General features: G+C 70.3%; 17 protein-coding genes and 1 riboswitch. Of the genes, 3 read left to right on the plus strand and 14 right to left on the minus strand.

Annotation, left to right across the window (positions count from 1 at the left end; translation table 11 throughout):
* Window positions 1–196: 196 nt before the first annotated feature.
* Window positions 197–1,333: an LOG family protein gene (locus P1P70_RS25150; RefSeq protein ID WP_319241497.1), complete on the plus strand. Its 1,137-nt coding sequence runs from the start codon at window positions 197–199 to the stop codon at window positions 1,331–1,333.
* Between the two features lie 105 nt (window positions 1,334–1,438).
* Complete coding sequence (locus tag P1P70_RS25155) at window positions 1,439–2,173, plus strand: LAETG motif-containing sortase-dependent surface protein (protein ID WP_319241499.1); 735 nt, start codon at window positions 1,439–1,441, stop codon at window positions 2,171–2,173.
* 104 nt (window positions 2,174–2,277) lie between these two features.
* Here the strand turns inward: P1P70_RS25155 and P1P70_RS25160 are convergent, their stop codons facing one another.
* From P1P70_RS25160 to rpsB, 11 genes are all read right to left on the minus strand, one after another.
* The gene (locus tag P1P70_RS25160) at window positions 2,278–3,093 is read right to left on the minus strand and encodes a maleylpyruvate isomerase family mycothiol-dependent enzyme (protein WP_319241501.1); all 816 of its coding nucleotides are present in this window, start codon (window positions 3,091–3,093) and stop codon (window positions 2,278–2,280) included.
* Window positions 3,094–3,104: 11 nt separating this feature from the next.
* A complete protein-coding gene (locus P1P70_RS25165) occupies window positions 3,105–4,139 on the minus strand; it encodes an ABC transporter ATP-binding protein (RefSeq protein ID WP_319241503.1) in 1,035 nt (344 codons plus the stop codon).
* Window positions 4,139–5,737: an iron ABC transporter permease gene (locus tag P1P70_RS25170; protein WP_319241524.1), complete on the minus strand. Its 1,599-nt coding sequence runs from the start codon at window positions 5,735–5,737 to the stop codon at window positions 4,139–4,141. Before P1P70_RS25170 ends, P1P70_RS25165 begins: the two co-directional genes overlap by 1 nt.
* A gap of 134 nt (window positions 5,738–5,871) precedes the next feature.
* A complete protein-coding gene (locus P1P70_RS25175; protein ID WP_319241505.1) occupies window positions 5,872–6,975 on the minus strand; it encodes a thiamine ABC transporter substrate-binding protein in 1,104 nt (367 codons plus the stop codon).
* Between the two features lie 82 nt (window positions 6,976–7,057).
* Window positions 7,058–7,165, minus strand: a riboswitch (TPP riboswitch).
* Window positions 7,166–7,189: 24 nt separating this feature from the next.
* Complete coding sequence (gene rlmN / locus P1P70_RS25180; RefSeq protein ID WP_319241506.1) at window positions 7,190–8,296, minus strand: 23S rRNA (adenine(2503)-C(2))-methyltransferase RlmN; 1,107 nt, start codon at window positions 8,294–8,296, stop codon at window positions 7,190–7,192.
* A 50-nt stretch (window positions 8,297–8,346) separates the two neighbouring features.
* Window positions 8,347–8,523 (minus strand): hypothetical protein, encoded by a 177-nt coding sequence (locus P1P70_RS25185; RefSeq protein ID WP_319241508.1) that lies wholly within the window; start codon window positions 8,521–8,523, stop codon window positions 8,347–8,349.
* A 109-nt stretch (window positions 8,524–8,632) separates the two neighbouring features.
* On the minus strand, window positions 8,633–9,751 hold the full coding sequence (locus P1P70_RS25190; RefSeq protein WP_319241510.1) for a phosphatidate cytidylyltransferase: 1,119 nt from the start codon (window positions 9,749–9,751) through the stop codon (window positions 8,633–8,635).
* Window positions 9,751–10,308 carry a ribosome recycling factor gene (frr, locus tag P1P70_RS25195; protein ID WP_045561444.1) on the minus strand — a complete coding sequence of 186 codons (558 nt, stop codon included), beginning with the start codon at window positions 10,306–10,308 and terminating at the stop codon, window positions 9,751–9,753. The genes P1P70_RS25190 and frr overlap by 1 nt, the downstream gene beginning before the upstream one ends.
* A 155-nt stretch (window positions 10,309–10,463) precedes the next feature.
* Complete coding sequence (gene pyrH / locus P1P70_RS25200) at window positions 10,464–11,222, minus strand: UMP kinase (protein ID WP_045561445.1); 759 nt, start codon at window positions 11,220–11,222, stop codon at window positions 10,464–10,466.
* 194 nt (window positions 11,223–11,416) lie between these two features.
* On the minus strand, window positions 11,417–12,253 hold the full coding sequence (tsf, locus tag P1P70_RS25205) for a translation elongation factor Ts (protein ID WP_319241513.1): 837 nt from the start codon (window positions 12,251–12,253) through the stop codon (window positions 11,417–11,419).
* A 159-nt stretch (window positions 12,254–12,412) separates the two neighbouring features.
* The gene (gene rpsB, locus P1P70_RS25210; RefSeq protein ID WP_319241515.1) at window positions 12,413–13,336 is read right to left on the minus strand and encodes a 30S ribosomal protein S2; all 924 of its coding nucleotides are present in this window, start codon (window positions 13,334–13,336) and stop codon (window positions 12,413–12,415) included.
* 283 nt (window positions 13,337–13,619) lie between these two features.
* Here rpsB and P1P70_RS25215 point away from each other — a divergent pair, with 283 nt between their 5' ends.
* Window positions 13,620–14,231, plus strand: coding sequence for a M23 family metallopeptidase (locus tag P1P70_RS25215; protein ID WP_319241517.1), 612 nt, complete (start codon window positions 13,620–13,622; stop codon window positions 14,229–14,231).
* Window positions 14,232–14,384: 153 nt separating this feature from the next.
* Here P1P70_RS25215 and P1P70_RS25220 read toward each other — a convergent pair whose 3' ends face one another.
* The 3 genes from P1P70_RS25220 to P1P70_RS25230 all read right to left on the minus strand — a co-directional run.
* Entirely contained in the window at window positions 14,385–14,942 is a 558-nt protein-coding gene (locus tag P1P70_RS25220; RefSeq protein ID WP_319241526.1) for a helix-turn-helix domain-containing protein, read from the minus strand.
* A 228-nt stretch (window positions 14,943–15,170) separates the two neighbouring features.
* Complete coding sequence (gene whiG, locus P1P70_RS25225) at window positions 15,171–16,007, minus strand: RNA polymerase sigma factor WhiG (RefSeq protein ID WP_319241520.1); 837 nt, start codon at window positions 16,005–16,007, stop codon at window positions 15,171–15,173.
* A 271-nt stretch (window positions 16,008–16,278) separates the two neighbouring features.
* Window positions 16,279–17,009, minus strand: a 731-nt coding sequence (locus P1P70_RS25230; protein ID WP_319241522.1) for a DNA-processing protein DprA, incomplete at its 5' end; no start/stop codon positions are given.

Consider the following 17,009-nt stretch of genomic DNA (forward strand, 5'->3'; position numbering starts at 1 on the left):
TGTTTTTATTGGCGCAGCCGGGGAAGACGCCTACCGCCGTTGCGGTGACCAGCGGTACGCGTGTAGGGTCCGTAAGGCCGCCTGCCCGGGCGCGGTTCCTTGCGAGGGTCATTCGTGCCGAGCGGGTTGCGTGCGGCTCGTCGACCGTTTCGCTCTCGTGGTCGTCGTGGTGGGTCGGGTGTGTGGAAATGGTCTGATGCCCGCCCACGCGGCCCACCACGACGACCACGAGATAGAGACGATCGAGGAGTTCGACGCGACCGTCTCGGCACGCGGCACCCTCGCCGGATACCGCGTCCAGGCCGTCGACCTGACGGACCGTACGCGCGAACTGCTCGCCACCGACACGGCGGAAGCCGTCTTCCTCGGCTGCCCGATGCGACCGGAGGCGGCGGCCAAGATTCGCACGGACGGCGCCCTGGTCTTCCCGCCCGTCCCCGGCCTGCCCTTCGACCCGTACCGGGGCCTGCTCTACTCCCCCGACGAACTCTTCGCGTCCCTGTCCGACGGCGGCTACGAGGCCACGCCCGACGCCCGCGCGTACGCCTGGTTCCAAGCCACCAAGGCCGACCGGGACGTCTACGCCTCCATGCTGCGCGCCGTCCACGACGACTCCGTCTCGGACGCCCTCGACGAACTCCTCTCCGGCGCCAGGGTGGTGGGCGTGATGGGCGGCCACGCCATGGCCCGCGGCACCGACGCGTACGAGGGCGCCGCCCTCCTCGGCCGCACCCTGGCCCGCTCGGGTCTCACGGTCGCCACCGGCGGCGGCCCGGGCGCCATGGAGGCGGCGAACCTGGGCGCCTACGCGGCCCCGTACGACGACGAGATGCTCACCGAGTCGCTGCGACTGCTGGCGAAGGCGCCGAAGTTCACGCCCTCGATCACCGACTGGGCGAGCGCCGCCTTCGAGGTGCGCGCCCGCTGGCCGAGGGGCGGCACCTCCGTCGGCATCCCCACCTGGTTCTACGGCCACGAGCCGCCGAACCCGTTCGCCTCGCACATCGCCAAGTACTTCGCCAACGCCACCCGCGAGGACGGCCTCCTCGCCCGCTCCGGCGCCGGCGTCGTCTTCCTGCCCGGAGCCGCCGGAACCGTCCAGGAGATCTTCGACAACGCGACCCCCAACTACTACGAGTCGCGCGGCGAACCGACCCCCATGGTGCTCGTCGACCGGGCCCACTGGACGGAGAAGCTCCCGACCTGGCCACTGCTCCGATCGCTGGCACAGGGCCGTTCGATGGAGAACCGGATAGCCCTGGTCGACCGGATCGAGGAAGCACCGGAGGCCCTCGCACGTCTCGGGGAACGCTCAAACACGTCTTCGGATTGACATTGCTTATGGCGCGCTTATAAACCTGTGAGGCACATGGGGAAGCCGCTCCCCCGGCGGCCCTCCGTCACCCCCACTCCCCTGTGCTTCCCGTGAAGGGCAAACGTGTCCATATCTCCCCGTAGCGCGCGGACTTCGCGCTCCATCGGTGTTGCTTTCGCCTCCGCCGCACTCGTGCTCGGTGTCGCGGGCAACGCCATGGCCTGCAGCATCAAGGACTTCTCCGCCGTCGCCGAGTGCGACGGCGACAAGGGCGTCATCCGGGTGACCGACGTGGACCCGCTGGGCGTCAAGGCCGAGGTCACCGTCTACCTGGAGAACAACGGGGCCGACCTGCGCATGGTCGGCAGCCGGACGATCGTGGACTCCACCGCCAAGGGCGTCACCGTCACCTTCGACGAGGAGTGGGAGCCGAACGCCGAGTACCGCATCCACGTCGAGGCGGAGGACTACGTCGACGAGGACCTGCCGATCCTGGTCGCCCCCGCGGACGCCTGCACGGTCGAGGCCATCACCCCGCCGGCCGCCGCGAAGGCCCCGAACGACGAGAAGACGGACAAGGGCAAGGACACGGACAAGGGCACGGGCAAGGAGGCGGGCGAGGACGAGGGCGAGCCGTCCCGGACCAAGACGTCCCCCACTCCGTCCGCGTCCGAGGGCACCGTGCCCGCGGGTTCGAACGGCGACAACGCCCCCTCCCCCGAAGGCGACTCCAACCTCGCCGAGACCGGTGGGGACTCCAACACCGGCACGATCGCCGGTGCCGCGGCCGCCCTGGTCGCCCTCGGCGCCGGTGCCGTGTACTACAGCATGCGGCGGCGTGGGGCCTCCACACGCTGATCCCTGTGCGTCAGGGTCGTGGCCCGTACCGCTTCACCACGAGGTACGGGCCACCCGCCGAGTTCGCCACGGGGTACAGGCCACCCGCGCCGAGGCGGGCCCGCTCACCCGAACGTGGCCCGCTCCAGCCAGAAGTCCAGCAGCTCCCTCTCCCCCAGCACCTGCAACTCCCCACCGTCCGGCGGCAGTCGACGGTAGAAGGCGAGCAGCACCTCGGTGAGCGGGCCGCGCAGCGCGACCGTCGCCTTCTCATGGCCGCGCCGCCAGCGCACCACGTCCTCGGTCAGCTCGACCACCCACTCGGCGTCCACCTCGGGGGACGTGTCGGTGGCATGAAGATGGATGCTGCGCCCCGGACCGCGCAGTTCGGCCGCCTCGTCGTGCGGCATGGTCCGCTGCACGAACTCGACGATCTCCAGCCACTCGTCGATCGCGTCGGCGGCGATCTCCGGCGCCACCTCGACCGCCCGTCCGACGGTGAGCGCGGCGTCGGCACCGTGCACGACCTGCTCGTGGGCCATCCGGCGGGCCCAGAACCCCGCGCTGTGCTCCCACCCCCAGGACCACACGGGCGCCTCGGGACCCGCCTCACGCAACGTGGCCACGGCCATCTCGCCGCACTCCGCGAGCCAGGCGTCCAGCGCGACCGGGTTCCCCTGCTCCTCCGGTCCCTCATGGAGCGGGACGTCCGCCTCGGGGACCTCCTCCTTCGCCCGGGTCCGTACGTTCAGTTCGACCCAGCGCATAGCGCCGCCGGTATGCCGCAGCAGTTGTTCCAGCGACCAGTCGGGGCAGGTCGGCACGGTCGCCGACAGATCGGCGCCGGAGGTCACCAGGTCCCGCAACTTCCTTACCTGGAGCTCGATCTCGGCACAGTAGCGCTCATGCCGCGCCCGGGGTTCTTGCGTTCGCATCGCCATGATGCCGCACCTTATGCGGCCGGACCGGCTCCCAGCACGACGATTTCGGCGGCGTCGAAGCTCACGCCGACCTCGTCCCCGGGCTCCGGCGCGTCCCGCAGCGCGCACGCCGCCTCCAGTCGCGGCGCACCCTCGGGCTGGAGATGCAGGGCGACATGCGTGCCCCGGAACGTGCGTGCGGCCACCGTGCAGCGCAGTCCGTCGGCCGGGTCCACCAGCCGTACGCCGGCGGGCCGCACGAGCAGCGCGCACGCCCCCTGCGGCGAACCCTCCGGGACCGGCACCCTGCCCCACACCGTGTCCGCCGCCTGCCCCGTCACCGTAGCGTCGACCACGTTGTCGAAGCCGAGGAACCGGGCCACGAACTCGTCCACCGGCCGCCGCCACACCTCAAGGGGCGTCCCGGACTGGGCGATCCGCCCGTCCCGCATCACCACGACCCGGTCGGCCAGCGCGAACGCCTCCCCCTGGTCGTGCGTGACCGCCAGAACGGTCGTCCCCAACTCCCCGAACAGCTCCCGGAGTTCGACGACCAGACGCTCCCGCAGCGACCGGTCCAGCTGGCCGAGGGGCTCATCGAGCATCAGCAGCCGGGGGCGCGGGGCGAGGGCCCGGGCCAGGGCCACCCGCTGCTGCTCACCGCCGGACAACTCCCCGACGTGCCGGCGTGCGGCCCCCGGCAGTCCGACCAGCTCCAGCAACTCCCTCACCCGTACGGCGCGTTCGTCCTTCGACGCGCCGTGCATACGGGGCCCGAAGGCGACGTTGCCGGCCACGTCCCGCTGGGGGAAGAGCTGGTGGTCCTGGAACATCAGCCCGACACCGCGCTTGTGGGCGGGCACGCCTCGCTGGTCCCGCCCGTCGAGCGACACCCGTCCGTCGTCGAGGGGTTGGAGCCCGGCGACCACCCGCAGCAAGGTCGATTTGCCGCTGCCGCTGGGCCCCAGCACGCACACGATCTCGTGCTCGGCGACCATCAGATCGACCCCGTCGAGCACAGGCCGACCGTCGAAACGCACGGTCGCGGCCTCAAGCCTGAGCAACATCAGAACTCCCCCGTGCGATCGGTACGGAGGCGTTCCAGCACCAGCAGGGCCACCGCGCACACCACCATCAGAATGGTCGAAAGGGCCATCGCCTGGCCGTAGTTGAGCTCGCCGGGCCGCCCGAGCAGCCGGGCCACGGCGACCGGCAGCGTCGGATTGTCGGCGCGCGCGATGAACACGGTCGCCCCGAACTCGCCGAGCGACACGGCGAAGGCGAACCCGGCCGCGACCAGCAGCGCCCGTCGCACCATGGGCAGATCGACCTCGCGCCACACCCGCCACGGCGACGCCCCGAGCACGGCCGCCGCCTCCCGCAGCCGTTCGTCCACCGCGCGGAGCACGGGCAGCATGGTGCGTACGACGAAGGGGACGCCGACCAGTGCCTGGGCGAGCGGTACCAGGATCCAGGACGACCGCAGGTCCAGCGGCGGCTCGTCCAGCGCGATCAGGAACCCGAAGCCGACGGTCACCGCGGACACCCCGAGCGGCAGCATCAGCAGCGCGTCGAAGCCCCGGACGAGCCGGCCCGCCCGCCGGGTGAGCGCGGCGGCGGCGAGTCCGCCGACGAGCAGGGCGATGACGGTCGCGGCGGCCGCGTAGCGGAGCGAGTTCCCGACCGCCTCGATCGGAGGGACCAGGAAGATCCCGCTCTCGTCACTGGTCAGCGCCTTGTAGTAGCCGAAGCCAGCCGCGTCGAGCGACCGCTCCACCAGCACGCCCAACGGCAGCAGGATCAGCACGACGACGGTCACGAGGACGGTGCCCAACAGTGCCCACTGCCCGGCCCCGCGCGGTCGTCGGGCCGTGAGCGAGGCGTCCACCAGGCGCAGCGCGGTCTCCCGCCGCCGTACGGTCCACGCGTGCACGGCGAGGATCAGCCCGACCGCGACGAACTGCACCAGCGTCAGTACGGCGGCGGTGGACAGGTCGAAGATCTCCGAGGTCTGCCGGTAGATCTCCACTTCGAGCGTGGAGAAGGTCGGCCCGCCGAGGATCTGCACCACCCCGAACGAGGTGAAGGTGAAGAGGAAGACCATCAGCGCGGCGGCGGCCACGGCGGGCGCGAGTGCCGGGAGGGTCACCTTGCGCCAGGCCGCGAGCGGGGACGCGCCGAGCATCCGCGCGGCCTCCTCCTGCCGGGGATCGAGCTGTGCCCAGAGACCGCCGACGGTCCGTACGACGACCGCGTAGTTGAAGAACACATGGGCGAGGAGAATCGCCCAGACCGTCGTGTCCAGCCGTACGCCCCACAGTTCGTCGAAGAGCCCACCGCGTCCGACCAGTGCCAGGAACGCCGTTCCGACGACCACGGTCGGCAGGACGAACGGCACGGTCACGACCGCCCGCAGAATCTCCTTGCCCCTGAAATCGAAGCGCGCGAACACGTATGCGCCGGGGAGCGCGATCACCAGCGTGAGCGCGGTCGAGACGAGCGCCTGCCAGGTGGTGAACCACAGCACGTGCCGGATCCCGGCGTCCCCCAGCACCTCCCCGATCCGCCCGAGGTGCCAGGTGCCGTCCGCCTTCAGCCCTCGGACGACGATCGCGGCGACCGGGTAGGCGAAGAAGACCCCGAAGAACGCGACGGGCAGCGCCATGAGGCCGAGCCGGGCCGCGCCCCCCGACCGACCGGAACCCGGTCGGCGAGTCCGACGAGGCGCGGCCGCCCCGAACTCGGCCGAGTCGGCCGGCTCGGCGCCCTCGCCCGGCTCGACCTCGTCGGCCGCCTCGGTCACTTCAGTACGAGCGAGGTCCACGACTTGACCCACTGGTCACGGTTCTCGGCGATCTTCTCCGGTGCCATGGTCTCGGGGTCCTTCGCCGCAGGCCCGTACTCGGTGAACTCGGCGGGCACGGACGCCCCCTCGACCACCGGGTACACGAACATGTTGAGCGGCATGTCCTCCTGGAACCGCTTCGAGATCAGGAAGTCGATCAGCGCCTTGCCGCCCTCGGCGTTCTTCGCGTTGCTCAACAGCCCCGCGAACTCGATCTGCCGGAAGCAGGTGCCCTCCGCGACCCCGGTCGGCGCGGTCTTCGGGCGCGGGTCCGCGTAGACGACCTCGGCGGGCGGCGAGGAGGCGTACGACACGACGAGCGGCCGGTCGCCCCCGGCCTTCTTGCCGTCCGTCGACCCGGAGAACTCCTGGTAGTACGCCTGCTCCCAGCCGTCGACGACCTTCACACCGTTGGCCTTGAGCTTCTCCCAGTAGCCCTCCCATCCACCGTCGCCGTACTTCGCGGCCGTACCGAGGACGAAGCCGAGCCCCGGCGAGGAGGTGGAGGCGTTCTCGGTGACGAGGAGGTCCTTGTACTCGCGCTTGATCAGATCGTCGAAGGTCTTCGGCGGCTCGATCTTGTTCTTCTCGAAGTACGCCTTGTCGTAGTTGACGCAGATGTCACCGGAGTCGATGGGCGTGACCCGGTGCTCGTCCTTGTCCAACTGGTACTCGGCGCCGACCTTGTCGAGCCCCTTCGCCGCGTACGGCTGGAAGAGGCCGTTGTCGAGCGCGCGCGAGAGCAGCGTGTTGTCGACGCCGAAGAAGACGTCGCCCTGCGGGTTGTCCTTGGTCAGGATCGCCTGGTTGACGGCCTGGCCCGCGTCGCCGCTCTTCAGCACCTTGACCTTGTACCCGGACTCCTTCTCGAACGTCTTCAGCACGTCCTTGGAGTAGGCGAAGGAGCCGTGGCTGACGAGGGTGACGGTCCTGGAGCCACCGGACCCGCCGGAGCCGGCGTCGTCCGCCGACGAACCGCACGCGGACAGGGTGACGAGCCCGAGGCCGACGGCGAGAACCGTCGCTCTCCTGGTGATGGTGATGCCCACTGGATTCATTCCTCCTGGAAGTGACCAGGAAGAGACGCGGCCCCGCCCGGGACCCTCGTCGCTTCGAGGGCTCCCGGGCAGGGCGCAACAGCTTGAGTGATGACCGAACTTCCTACCCAGAATGACCTGGGCGAGGTTCAGAGGGTCTGCGGCCCGGATGCCGCACTCTCAGCGCTGTGGCGCTCCCCTGTCGGAATATGGATATGTACGTACGGGTCTCAGACTACCTCTCGGTCGCCGCGAGCTGACCGCACGCCCCGTCGATCTCCTGCCCCCGGGTGTCCCGGACGGTCACCGGCACACCATGGGCGGCGATGGCCTCGACGAACGCCTTCTCGTCCTCGGGCCGGGAGGCGGTCCACTTGGAGCCCGGGGTCGGGTTCAGCGGAATCAGGTTCACGTGCACCGGCTTGCCCCGGAGCAGCCGGCCCAGCCGGTCACCGCGCCAGGCCTGGTCGTTGATGTCCCGGATCAGCGCGTACTCGATGGACAGCCGACGCCCCGACTTGGCCGCGTACTCCCACCCGGCGTCCAGCACCTCGCGCACCTTCCACCGCGTGTTCACCGGCACGAGCGTGTCACGCAGCTCGTCGTCCGGGGCATGCAGGGAGATGGCTAGGCGGCACTTGAAGCCCTCGTCGGAGAACCGGTGGATGGCGGGCACCAGCCCGACCGTCGACACGGTGATCCCGCGCTGCGACAGCCCCAGCCCGTCCGGCTCCGGATCGGTGAGCCGGCGGATGGCCCCGACGACCCGGTTGTAGTTGGCGAGCGGCTCGCCCATCCCCATGAAGACGATGTTGGACAGCCGCGCGGGCCCCCCGGGGATCTCACCGTCCCTGAGCGCCCGCATCCCGTCGACGATCTGATGGACGATCTCGGCGGTGGACAGATTACGGTCCAGCCCGGCCTGCCCGGTCGCACAGAACGGACAGTTCATCCCGCACCCGGCCTGCGAGCTGATGCACATGGTGACCCGGTCCGGGTACCGCATCAGCACGGACTCGACGAGCGTCCCGTCGAACAACCGCCACAGCGTCTTCCGCGTGGTCTCCTGGTCGGTCGACAGATGCCGTACGACGGTCATCAGCTCCGGAAGCAGCGCTTCCCGCAGCTTCGTCCGCGCACCCGCGGGGATGTCGGTCCACTGCTCCGGGTCGTGCGCGTACCGCGCGAAGTAGTGCTGGGACAGCTGCTTGGCACGAAACGGCTTCTCCCCGATCGCGGCAACAGCCTCCTTCCGCTCGGCAGGCGAAAGATCAGCAAGATGCCGCGGCGGCTTCTTGGCTCCGCGGGGGGCGACGAATGTGAGTTCTCCGGGCTTCGGCATAACCCTCCCAGTGTCGCAGATCAATTCGTATGACCCGGGCCGGTCACCGTTCAGAAGATCCCGCCGACCACACCCACGACCCACGCGCCGTAGTTCTTCCAGCGATGGGACATACGGCAGTACAGCCGCGGCTTGCGCCGTCCCGCCTGGTCGATGAGCGTCTCGCACCATCGGCACGGTAGATCGCCGTGGTATCTGCCGTCGTCCCCTATCCGCGCTCTCCCCATGAACGCGAATTCTAACGACCTCCTCGTTCCCGAGAGGGCATGACAATGGGCCCCCGGCCCTGAAGAACAGGATGGGGGCCCACTCGTCTCAGCAGGCGCGACCGACCGGTCAGCCCGAGCCCACGAACAGCACCAGCAGGAGCCAGACCACCGGGGCCGTCGGGAGGAGGGAGTCCAGGCGGTCCATGATGCCGCCGTGGCCCGGCAGGAGCGTGCCCATGTCCTTGATGCCTAGGTCCCGCTTGATCATGGACTCGCCGAGGTCGCCGAGCGTGGCGCTGGCCGCGACGGCGAGGCCGAGGAGCAGGCCCTGCCACCAGGCGCCGTCGTCGATGACGAACTGCATGAGCAGCGCACCCGCGACCATGGCGAAGGCGATGGCGCCGAGCAGCCCCTCACGGGTCTTGCCGGGGCTGATGCGCGGCGCGAGCTTGTGCGTGCCGAACCGCCAGCCGACGGCGTACGCGCCCGTGTCGCTGACGACGGTCAGCAGCAGGAACACCAGGACCCGCTGCGGCCCGTCGTCGGCGGCGAGCATGAGCGCGACGAACGTGGCCAGGAACGGCACGTAGAAGGCCGCGAAGACCCCCGCCGTGACGTCCTTGAGGTAGTTCTCCGGCGGTTCGGTCATCCGCCAGACGAGGACGGCGAGCGCGGTGAGCGCCATGGCCACCCACGCACCCTCGGGCCCGCGGACGTACCCGGCGACGACCATGGCCGCCCCGCCGACGGCGAGCGGCACGAGGGGCGCCTTGATGCCCTTGCGTTCCGTCAGGCGCGAGGTGAGCTCCCACAGCCCCACCACCACGGCGACCGCTATCACGCCGACGAAGGCCGCCTTGACGATGAACAGCGAGGCGACGATGACCACACCGAGCCCGACACCGACACCTATGGCCGCGCCCAGGTCGCGGCCCGCACTCTTCTTCTGCGGGGCGGGCTCTGGGGCGTCGGGCATGGGCTCCGGCTTCTGCGGCGCCGCCCCGTGGGGCTGCGCCGACGGCGTCTCGTCACGGAACGGGGGACCGGCCTGCCGAGCGGCCCCCCGGTCGTCGTCCTGGTTCCCGCCATGCGCGGGTACATCGGGCACGATGGGCATGGGGCGAGTCTGCTGGGCCTCAGGCGCATCGTACGTGGGACCCGCCGGGGCATGCCCCTGGACAGGTCCCCGGTCGGTCGGCGCCCAGTACCCGGCTTGTGGCGGCGCCCCCCAGGAAGAGTCGTTCATCAGACCTCGAGGAGCTCCGCTTCCTTGTGCTTGAGCAGCTCGTCCACCTGGGCGACGTACTTCGCGGTGGTGTCGTCGAGCTCCTTCTCCGCACGGCGGCCCTCGTCCTCGCCGACCTCGCCGTCCTTGACGAGCTTGTCGATCGCGTCCTTGGCCTTGCGGCGGACCGAGCGGATGGACACCTTGGAGTCCTCCGCCTTGCTCTTGGCGACCTTGATGTAGTCGCGGCGGCGCTCCTCGGTCAGCTCGGGGAACACCACCCGGATGATGTTGCCGTCGTTGCTCGGGTTGACGCCGAGGTCGGAGTCGCGGATCGCCTGCTCGATGTTGCGCAGGGCGGTCTTGTCGAACGGGGTCACCACGGCCATGCGCGGCTCCGGCACCGAGAACGAGGCGAGCTGGTTGATCGGCGTCAGCGCGCCGTAGTAGTCAGCCACGATCTTGTTGAACATCGCCGGGTGCGCACGACCGGTGCGAATCGCGGCGAAGTCGTCCTTGGCGACCACGACGGCCTTCTCCATCTTCTCCTCGGCCTCGAGGAGGGTCTCTTCGATCACCACTTGCTCCTGCGTGTCTTGAGTAGGCCCGGCAGCTGTACTTGGTCTGGTCGGCGGCCGGCTGCGTCGCGTCTTGTTCCTGCACGGTTCCCGACCGGCAGGACATTGTCCATCCCCCGGTCAGGCTCCGTCCCCCGGGCAGGGGAAGGACCCGGTCAGGCCCGGCTTCCCTGATCACCCACGAGAGTGCCGATCTTCTCACCCTTGACGGCCCGCGCGATATTGCCCTCCTTGAGAAGCTCGAACACGAGGATCGGGAGCTTGTTGTCACGGCAGAGCGTGATCGCGGTGGCGTCGGCGACCTTCAACTCGCGGGTGATGACCTCGCCGTAGCCGAGGGAGTCGAACTTGACCGCGTCCGGGTTGGTCTTGGGGTCGGAGTCGTAGACCCCGTCCACGCCGTTCTTGCCCATCAGCAGGGCCTCGGCGTCGATCTCCAGGGCGCGCTGCGCGGCGGTGGTGTCGGTGGAGAAGTAGGGCATGCCCATACCGGCGCCGAAGATGACCACACGGCCCTTCTCCAGGTGGCGCACGGCGCGCAGCGGGATGTACGGCTCGGCGACCTGGCCCATCGTGATGGCGGTCTGGACGCGGCTGTCGATGCCCTCCTTCTCCAGGAAGTCCTGGAGGGCGAGGCAGTTCATGACCGTGCCGAGCATGCCCATGTAGTCGGAGCGGGCCCGGTCCATGCCGCGCTGCTGGAGTTCGGCGCCGCGGAAGAAGTTGCCGCCGCCGATGACGACGGCGATCTCCGCGCCGTCGCGTACGACGGCCGCGATCTCCCGGGCGATCGCGTGCACCACGTCGGGGTCGACGCCGAGGCCACCGCCCCCGGAGAACGCCTCTCCGGACAGCTTCAGCAGGAACCGGCCGCTCAGTTTGCCGTCGTCGCTCTTCTGGGGCTTGGTGGTCATGGGATCTCGCCTCTTCACGTGTCGCACATACGAAGAAGGCCATTGCCGGTGGGGTGGTGTTCGCATCCCATGCGCGGCAATGGCCTCCTCGTCAGATCTGCTGTCGTCCGTATCGCGTCACGCGCGCACGGGGCGGCGTACGCGAACGACTGCACTCGACCCTATCGGGGCCGGGGGCTGGTCGCGTAACGGACTCAGATGCCGACCTTGATGCGCGTGAAGCGCTTCAGGGTGACACCGGCCTCGTCCAGGACCTTCTGGACGGACTTCTTGTTGTCCAGCGCGTAGGGCTGGCCGAGCAGCGTGGCGTCCTTGAAGAAGCCGTTGAGGCGACCCTCGACGATCTTCGGCAGGGCGGCCTCGGGCTTGCCCTCGGCGCGGGTGGTCTCCTCGGCGACGCGGCGCTCGGACTCGACGACCTCGGCCGGCACGTCCTCCTTGGCCAGGTACTTCGGCGCGAAGGCGGCGATGTGCTGGGCGATGCCCTTGGCCACGTCGGCGTCGGCCTTGTCCAGCTCGACCAGGACACCGATCTGCGGGGGCAGGTCGGGCATGGTGCGGTGCATGTAGGAGAAGACGAAACCGTCGGCGTACTGCGCGAAGCGGTCGAGGACGATCTTCTCGCCGAGGTTGGCGTTGGCCTCGTCGACGTACGCCTGGACGGTCTTGCCGGCCTCGATCTCGGAGGCGAGCAGGGCCTCCAGGTCGGCCGGGGAGGTCGCGGCGACGTGCTCGGCGATCGCGTTGGCGGCGGCCTGGAACTTCTCGCCCTTGGCGACGAAGTCCGTCTCGCACTTCAGCTCGACGAGGACACCGGAGGTGTTGTCGTCGGCGATGAGGGAGACCACGGCGCCGTTCTCGGCGGAGCGGCCCTCGCGCTTGGCGACGCCCTTCTGGCCCTTGATGCGCAGGGCCTCGACGGCCTTGTCCACGCTGCCGTCGGCCTCGTCCAGGGCCTTCTTGCAGTCCATCATGCCGGCGCCGGTGAGCTCACGGAGCTTCTTGACGTCCGCGGCGGTGTAGTTCGCCATGATCTGTGAATCTCTTCTCGGAGTTCGAAGTCTCGAAGTCGGCGTCCGCCGCCGCTCGTTGGGCGGGCGCCCGCCGAAGATCTACGGGCTGTGGGTGAACGGCGGGTGGCGTGCTCGACGCCACCCGCCGTCATCCCGACAGCTCTACGACCGTGAAGGTCAGGCCTGCTCGGCGTCCGCGGCCGGAGCCTCGGCAGCGGCCGGAGCCTCCTCGGCGGCGGGAGCCTCGGCAGCGGCCTCGGCCGGAGCCTCAGCGGGGGCCTCGGCGGCAGCCGGAGCCTCAGCGGCGGCAGGCGCCTCGTCGGCCTTCTTCTCGCCCTCGAGCAGGTCGCGCTCCCAGGCGGCCAGCGGCTCGCCCGCGGCCTTGTCGCCCTTGCCCTCGGTGGCGACACGGGAGCGGGAGATGAGACCCTCGGCGACCGCGTCCGCGATCACACGGGTGAGCAGCGTGACGGAGCGGATCGCGTCGTCGTTGCCGGGGATCTTGTAGTCGACCTCGTCGGGGTCGCAGTTGGTGTCGAGGATGGCGACGACCGGGATGTTGAGCTTCCGGGCCTCGCCGACCGCGATGTGCTCCTTCTTGGTGTCCACGATCCAGACGGCGCTGGGCACCTTCTGCATCTCGCGGATACCGCCGAGGGTCTTCTCCAGCTTGGCCTTCTCGCGCGAGAGCACGAGAAGCTCCTTCTTGGTCAGACCCGACGCCGCGACGTCCTCGAAGTCGATCTGCTCGAGCTCCTTGAGGCGCTGCAGACGCTTGTAGACGGTCGAGAAGTTGGTGAGCATGCCGCCCAGCCAGCGCTGGTTGACGTAGGGCATGCCGACGCGGGTCGCCTGCTCGGCGATCGCCTCCTGCGCCTGCTTCTTCGTGCCGACGAACATGACCGTGCCGCCGTGGGCGACGGTCTCCTTGACGAACTCGTAGGCGCGGTCGATGTACGACAGCGACTGGAGCAGGTCGATGATGTAGATGCCGTTGCGCTCGGTGAAGATGAAGCGCTTCATCTTCGGGTTCCAGCGACGGGTCTGGTGACCGAAGTGGACGCCGCTCTCCAGCAGCTCCCGCATCGTGACGACGGCCATGGCCGTTCTCCTTGAATTTCTCGGTTGTGCCGCGAGAACCGGACGGCTCCCGCGCCTGACGCCCGCGATGCGCCGTTGCCACTAAGGACCGAGGGGCGCTGATACGGACCGTCCGACGAATCTGACGGACCTCGTACCGGGGCGTGCGAAGTCGACCCGGTGACCCGGATCGCCACCAGAAGTGTACGGGACCCGGGAGGCCCCGGGTGACGCCGATATCCACAACCGGCGAGTACTCCACAGATCCCGGCCATGATCGCGCCACTCGCGGGACGCTTCCTTCATGTCTGACCAGATGCCTCACGGGGGCACACCCCCACGACACACCCGCCGGTGGCAGGCCCTGCTGCTGTGCCTGCTGTCGGCACTCCTGCTCACGGCCTGGACGACGACGCCCCGCGCGGTCCCGCGACAGGACGCCGCCCCGGGGCCGCCGGCGGCCGAGGAGCCCGTCCCCGCCGTGGCCCGCGTCTGGCCCATCGGCCTGCGCCCCCTGGTGGCCCGGGCCTGGCAGCCTCCGCCGACCCCCTACGCACGAGGCCACCGCGGCGTCGACCTTTCCGCGCCGGCCGGCTCCCCGGTCCGCGCGGTGGCCCCGGGCCGCGTCGTGTTCGCCGGCCGGGTGGCGGGCCGAGGAGTCGTCTCGATCGACCTGGCCGGCACCGGCGACCCACCCCTGCGCACGACCTACGAACCGGTGCGGACCTCGGTGAGGAAGGGCGACACGGTGACGGCGGGCACCCTCTTGGGCACCCTGGAGGCCACCCCTTCCCACTGCCCGACAGCCTGTCTCCACTGGGGCCTGCGCAGAGGGGACACATACCTGGACCCACTCGCGCTGCTACCACCGTGGCTGCTGCGGCGGGGCCCTTCACGCCTGCTCCCCCTGTCATAGCCGCAGGCAGTTGTGGTCACGGTTGCCGGCAGTCGTTCCGCAGTGGGGCGGGGGGCGTAGACGGCATCAGGCAGGCCCCGGTGAGCGGAACCACGCGCCCGGCGCGGCCCCGGCGGACGGCTCGCGGCCGGGAGGGCTCGCGGCGGGGAGGGCTCAGCCCCGCACACCCCGCAGAGCCATCCCCACGGCTGCCTCGGTGATCGCCGCCGGATCCTCCGCGGCCCCCAGCTCGATCCGCCGCACGGCCGCGTCCACGACGCCCTGCAGCAGCATCGCCCCCAACCGCGGCTCCGCCTGCCCCAGCTCCGCCAACGCCTCCACGATCATCGTGACGAGCCCACCGTGCGCGGCCCGGATCTTCTCCCGCGCACCGGCGTCCAGCTCGCTCGCCGAGATCGCCACCACAGCCCGGTGCCGCCGGTCCCCGACCAGCTCCAGCTGCTTGCGGACGTACGCCTCGACCTTGCCCTCGGGCCGGTCGACCGCGGCCATCGCGGCCTCGACCTCCGCCGCCCACACGGGGAAGTCGACCTGGCACAGCTCCTCGACCACGGCGGCCCGCGACCGGAAGTACTCGTACACGGACGACCGCGCCAGCCCCGTACGTTCGGCGAGCGCGGGAAACGTCAACGCCTCCGTCCCGCCCTCGGACAACAGCGATCGAGCCGCGTCCAGCAGGGCGGCTCGCTGCATCGACCGGTGCTCGGCCACGGAGGCCGCTCGAATCCTTGGCACGTCATCCACTTTACGGACGGACCGCCACCCACGGGAGTGCCTTCCCCGACGCGCCCTCGCCGACGGCCGTCCGCCGATCCTCCGACGGCCCTTCACTCCCGGCGAGGCCCACCTCCGCGCGCACACCCGCGACCGCCACCCGCATACACCACCAGCGCCCGCACCTGCCCCGGACCGCCCCAACATTCGGCCGGATCTCGCGGCTCAACGGCCGAAACTCGCCAGCTTCGCCCGCAGCTGCAGTACCGACTTCGTGTGGATCTGACTCACCCGGCTCTCGGTGACCCCCAGCACGTTCCCGATCTCCGCGAGGGTGAGCCCCTCGTAGTAGTAGAGGGTGACGACGGTCTTCTCGCGCTCGGGCAGCGTGTTGATGGCCCGCGCCAGGAAACGGCGCAGCTCCCGGTCCTCGGCGACCTCGACCGGGTTGTCCGCGGCGGTGTCCTCCAGCGTGTCCATCAGGCTCAGCCGGTCGCCGCCCTCGCCCCCGACGTGCAGCAGCTCCTCCAGTGCCACGACGTTGGCCAGCGACAACTGGCTGAAGACCGAGTGGAGTTCGTCGACCGCGATACCCATCTCGGCGGCGACCTCGCCCTCGCTCGGGGTGCGTCTGAGCCGCGACTCCAGCGTGGCGTAGGCCCGCTCCACATTGCGGGCCTTCTGCCGCACCGACCGGGGGATCCAGTCCAGCGCGCGCAGTTCGTCGATCATGGCGCCCCGGATCCGGGTGATCGCGTAGGTCTCGAACTTGATCTCCCGGTCGATGTCGAACTTCTCGATCGCGTCGATGAGCCCGAAGACCCCGGAGGAGACGAAGTCCGCCTGCTCGACATTGGCCGGCAGGCCGACACTCACCCGGCCCGCCACGTACTTCACCAGCGGCGAGTAGTGCAGGATCAACTGCTCGCGCAGCCGGTCGTCGCCCGTCGTCTTGTACGTCCGCCACAGCTCGTCGAGCGTCGAGGGGGCGGGTGGGCGCACGGTGCCGCGAGCGGCGGCGGGTACCGCCGCCCGGTCAGACCCGGAGGTGTACTGGGGCATTCGTCGCCTTGTGCCGTTCTGCCGTGAACTGGGAGTGCCTGGGTGAGCTGTCGGTCTGATGTCGAGTTGCCTGTCTGAGTCGGAATCCTCGTGAGCGTAGCGTGACTGGGGAGTCGCAGTGCGCGAAGGTCGAGGGATCGCCGGTGCGCAGATACGTTCCGCTGGATGCCCCACCAGGTCCCGACCGTCGTGCCGCGCGACCCGTTCGGTGCGCCAACTGCCGGGAACCGCAAGGCCGTCGGCGTTCCCCCGGACGGCCGAACACGCTCCGTCAACCCGACCTCCGATCGGGCGAGACGGAGATCATCGCCTGGCGTGTCAACTTCCAGCCGTCGCCGTGTCGTTCGACGTAACCGAGTGCGCGCAGTTCGTACAGTCTCCCGACCGCGTCGTCCACGGTCGTGCCCGCGCCGCGCGCGACCTCGTCGGGGGCCGCGGTCCCTCGCGTCGGCAGGGCGGCCAGCACCTGCCGCGCGTCGGGTTCCAGCAGGTCACGGGGGAGGACGGGGCCCCGGCGATCGGGCGCGAGCTCTCCCATGTCACCCACCAGCTCGACGACTTCGGCGGCGTCGGAGACGAGGACGGCGTCGCCCCGCAGCAGGTCGTGCACGCCGGCCGAGAGCGCCGAGGTGGCGGGGCCCGGCACCCCCATGGCGAACCGGCCCAGCCGCTGTGCCGCCCGCGCCGTGACCAGCGCACCACTGCGGTAGGCCGCCTCCACGACCACGGTGCCCCTGGTGAGCGCGGCGATGACCCTGTTCCGCTGGATGAACCGGCTCGGCGTCGGGTGCTCCCCGGGCGGCAACTCCCCGACCACAAGACCCTGTTCCGCGATCCTGCTGATCAGCTGGATGTGCCCACGGGGATACGGCCGGTCGACCCCGCAGGCCAGCACGGCGACGGTCGCTCCCCCGACCCCGAGCACGCCCCGGTGCGCGGCGCCGTCCACGCCGTACGCGCCGCCGGACACCACCACCCACCCCCGCTCGGCGAGCCCCGCTC

Source organism: Streptomyces sp. MB09-02B (assembly GCF_033794485.1).
Lineage (GTDB): Bacteria > Actinomycetota > Actinomycetes > Streptomycetales > Streptomycetaceae > Streptomyces.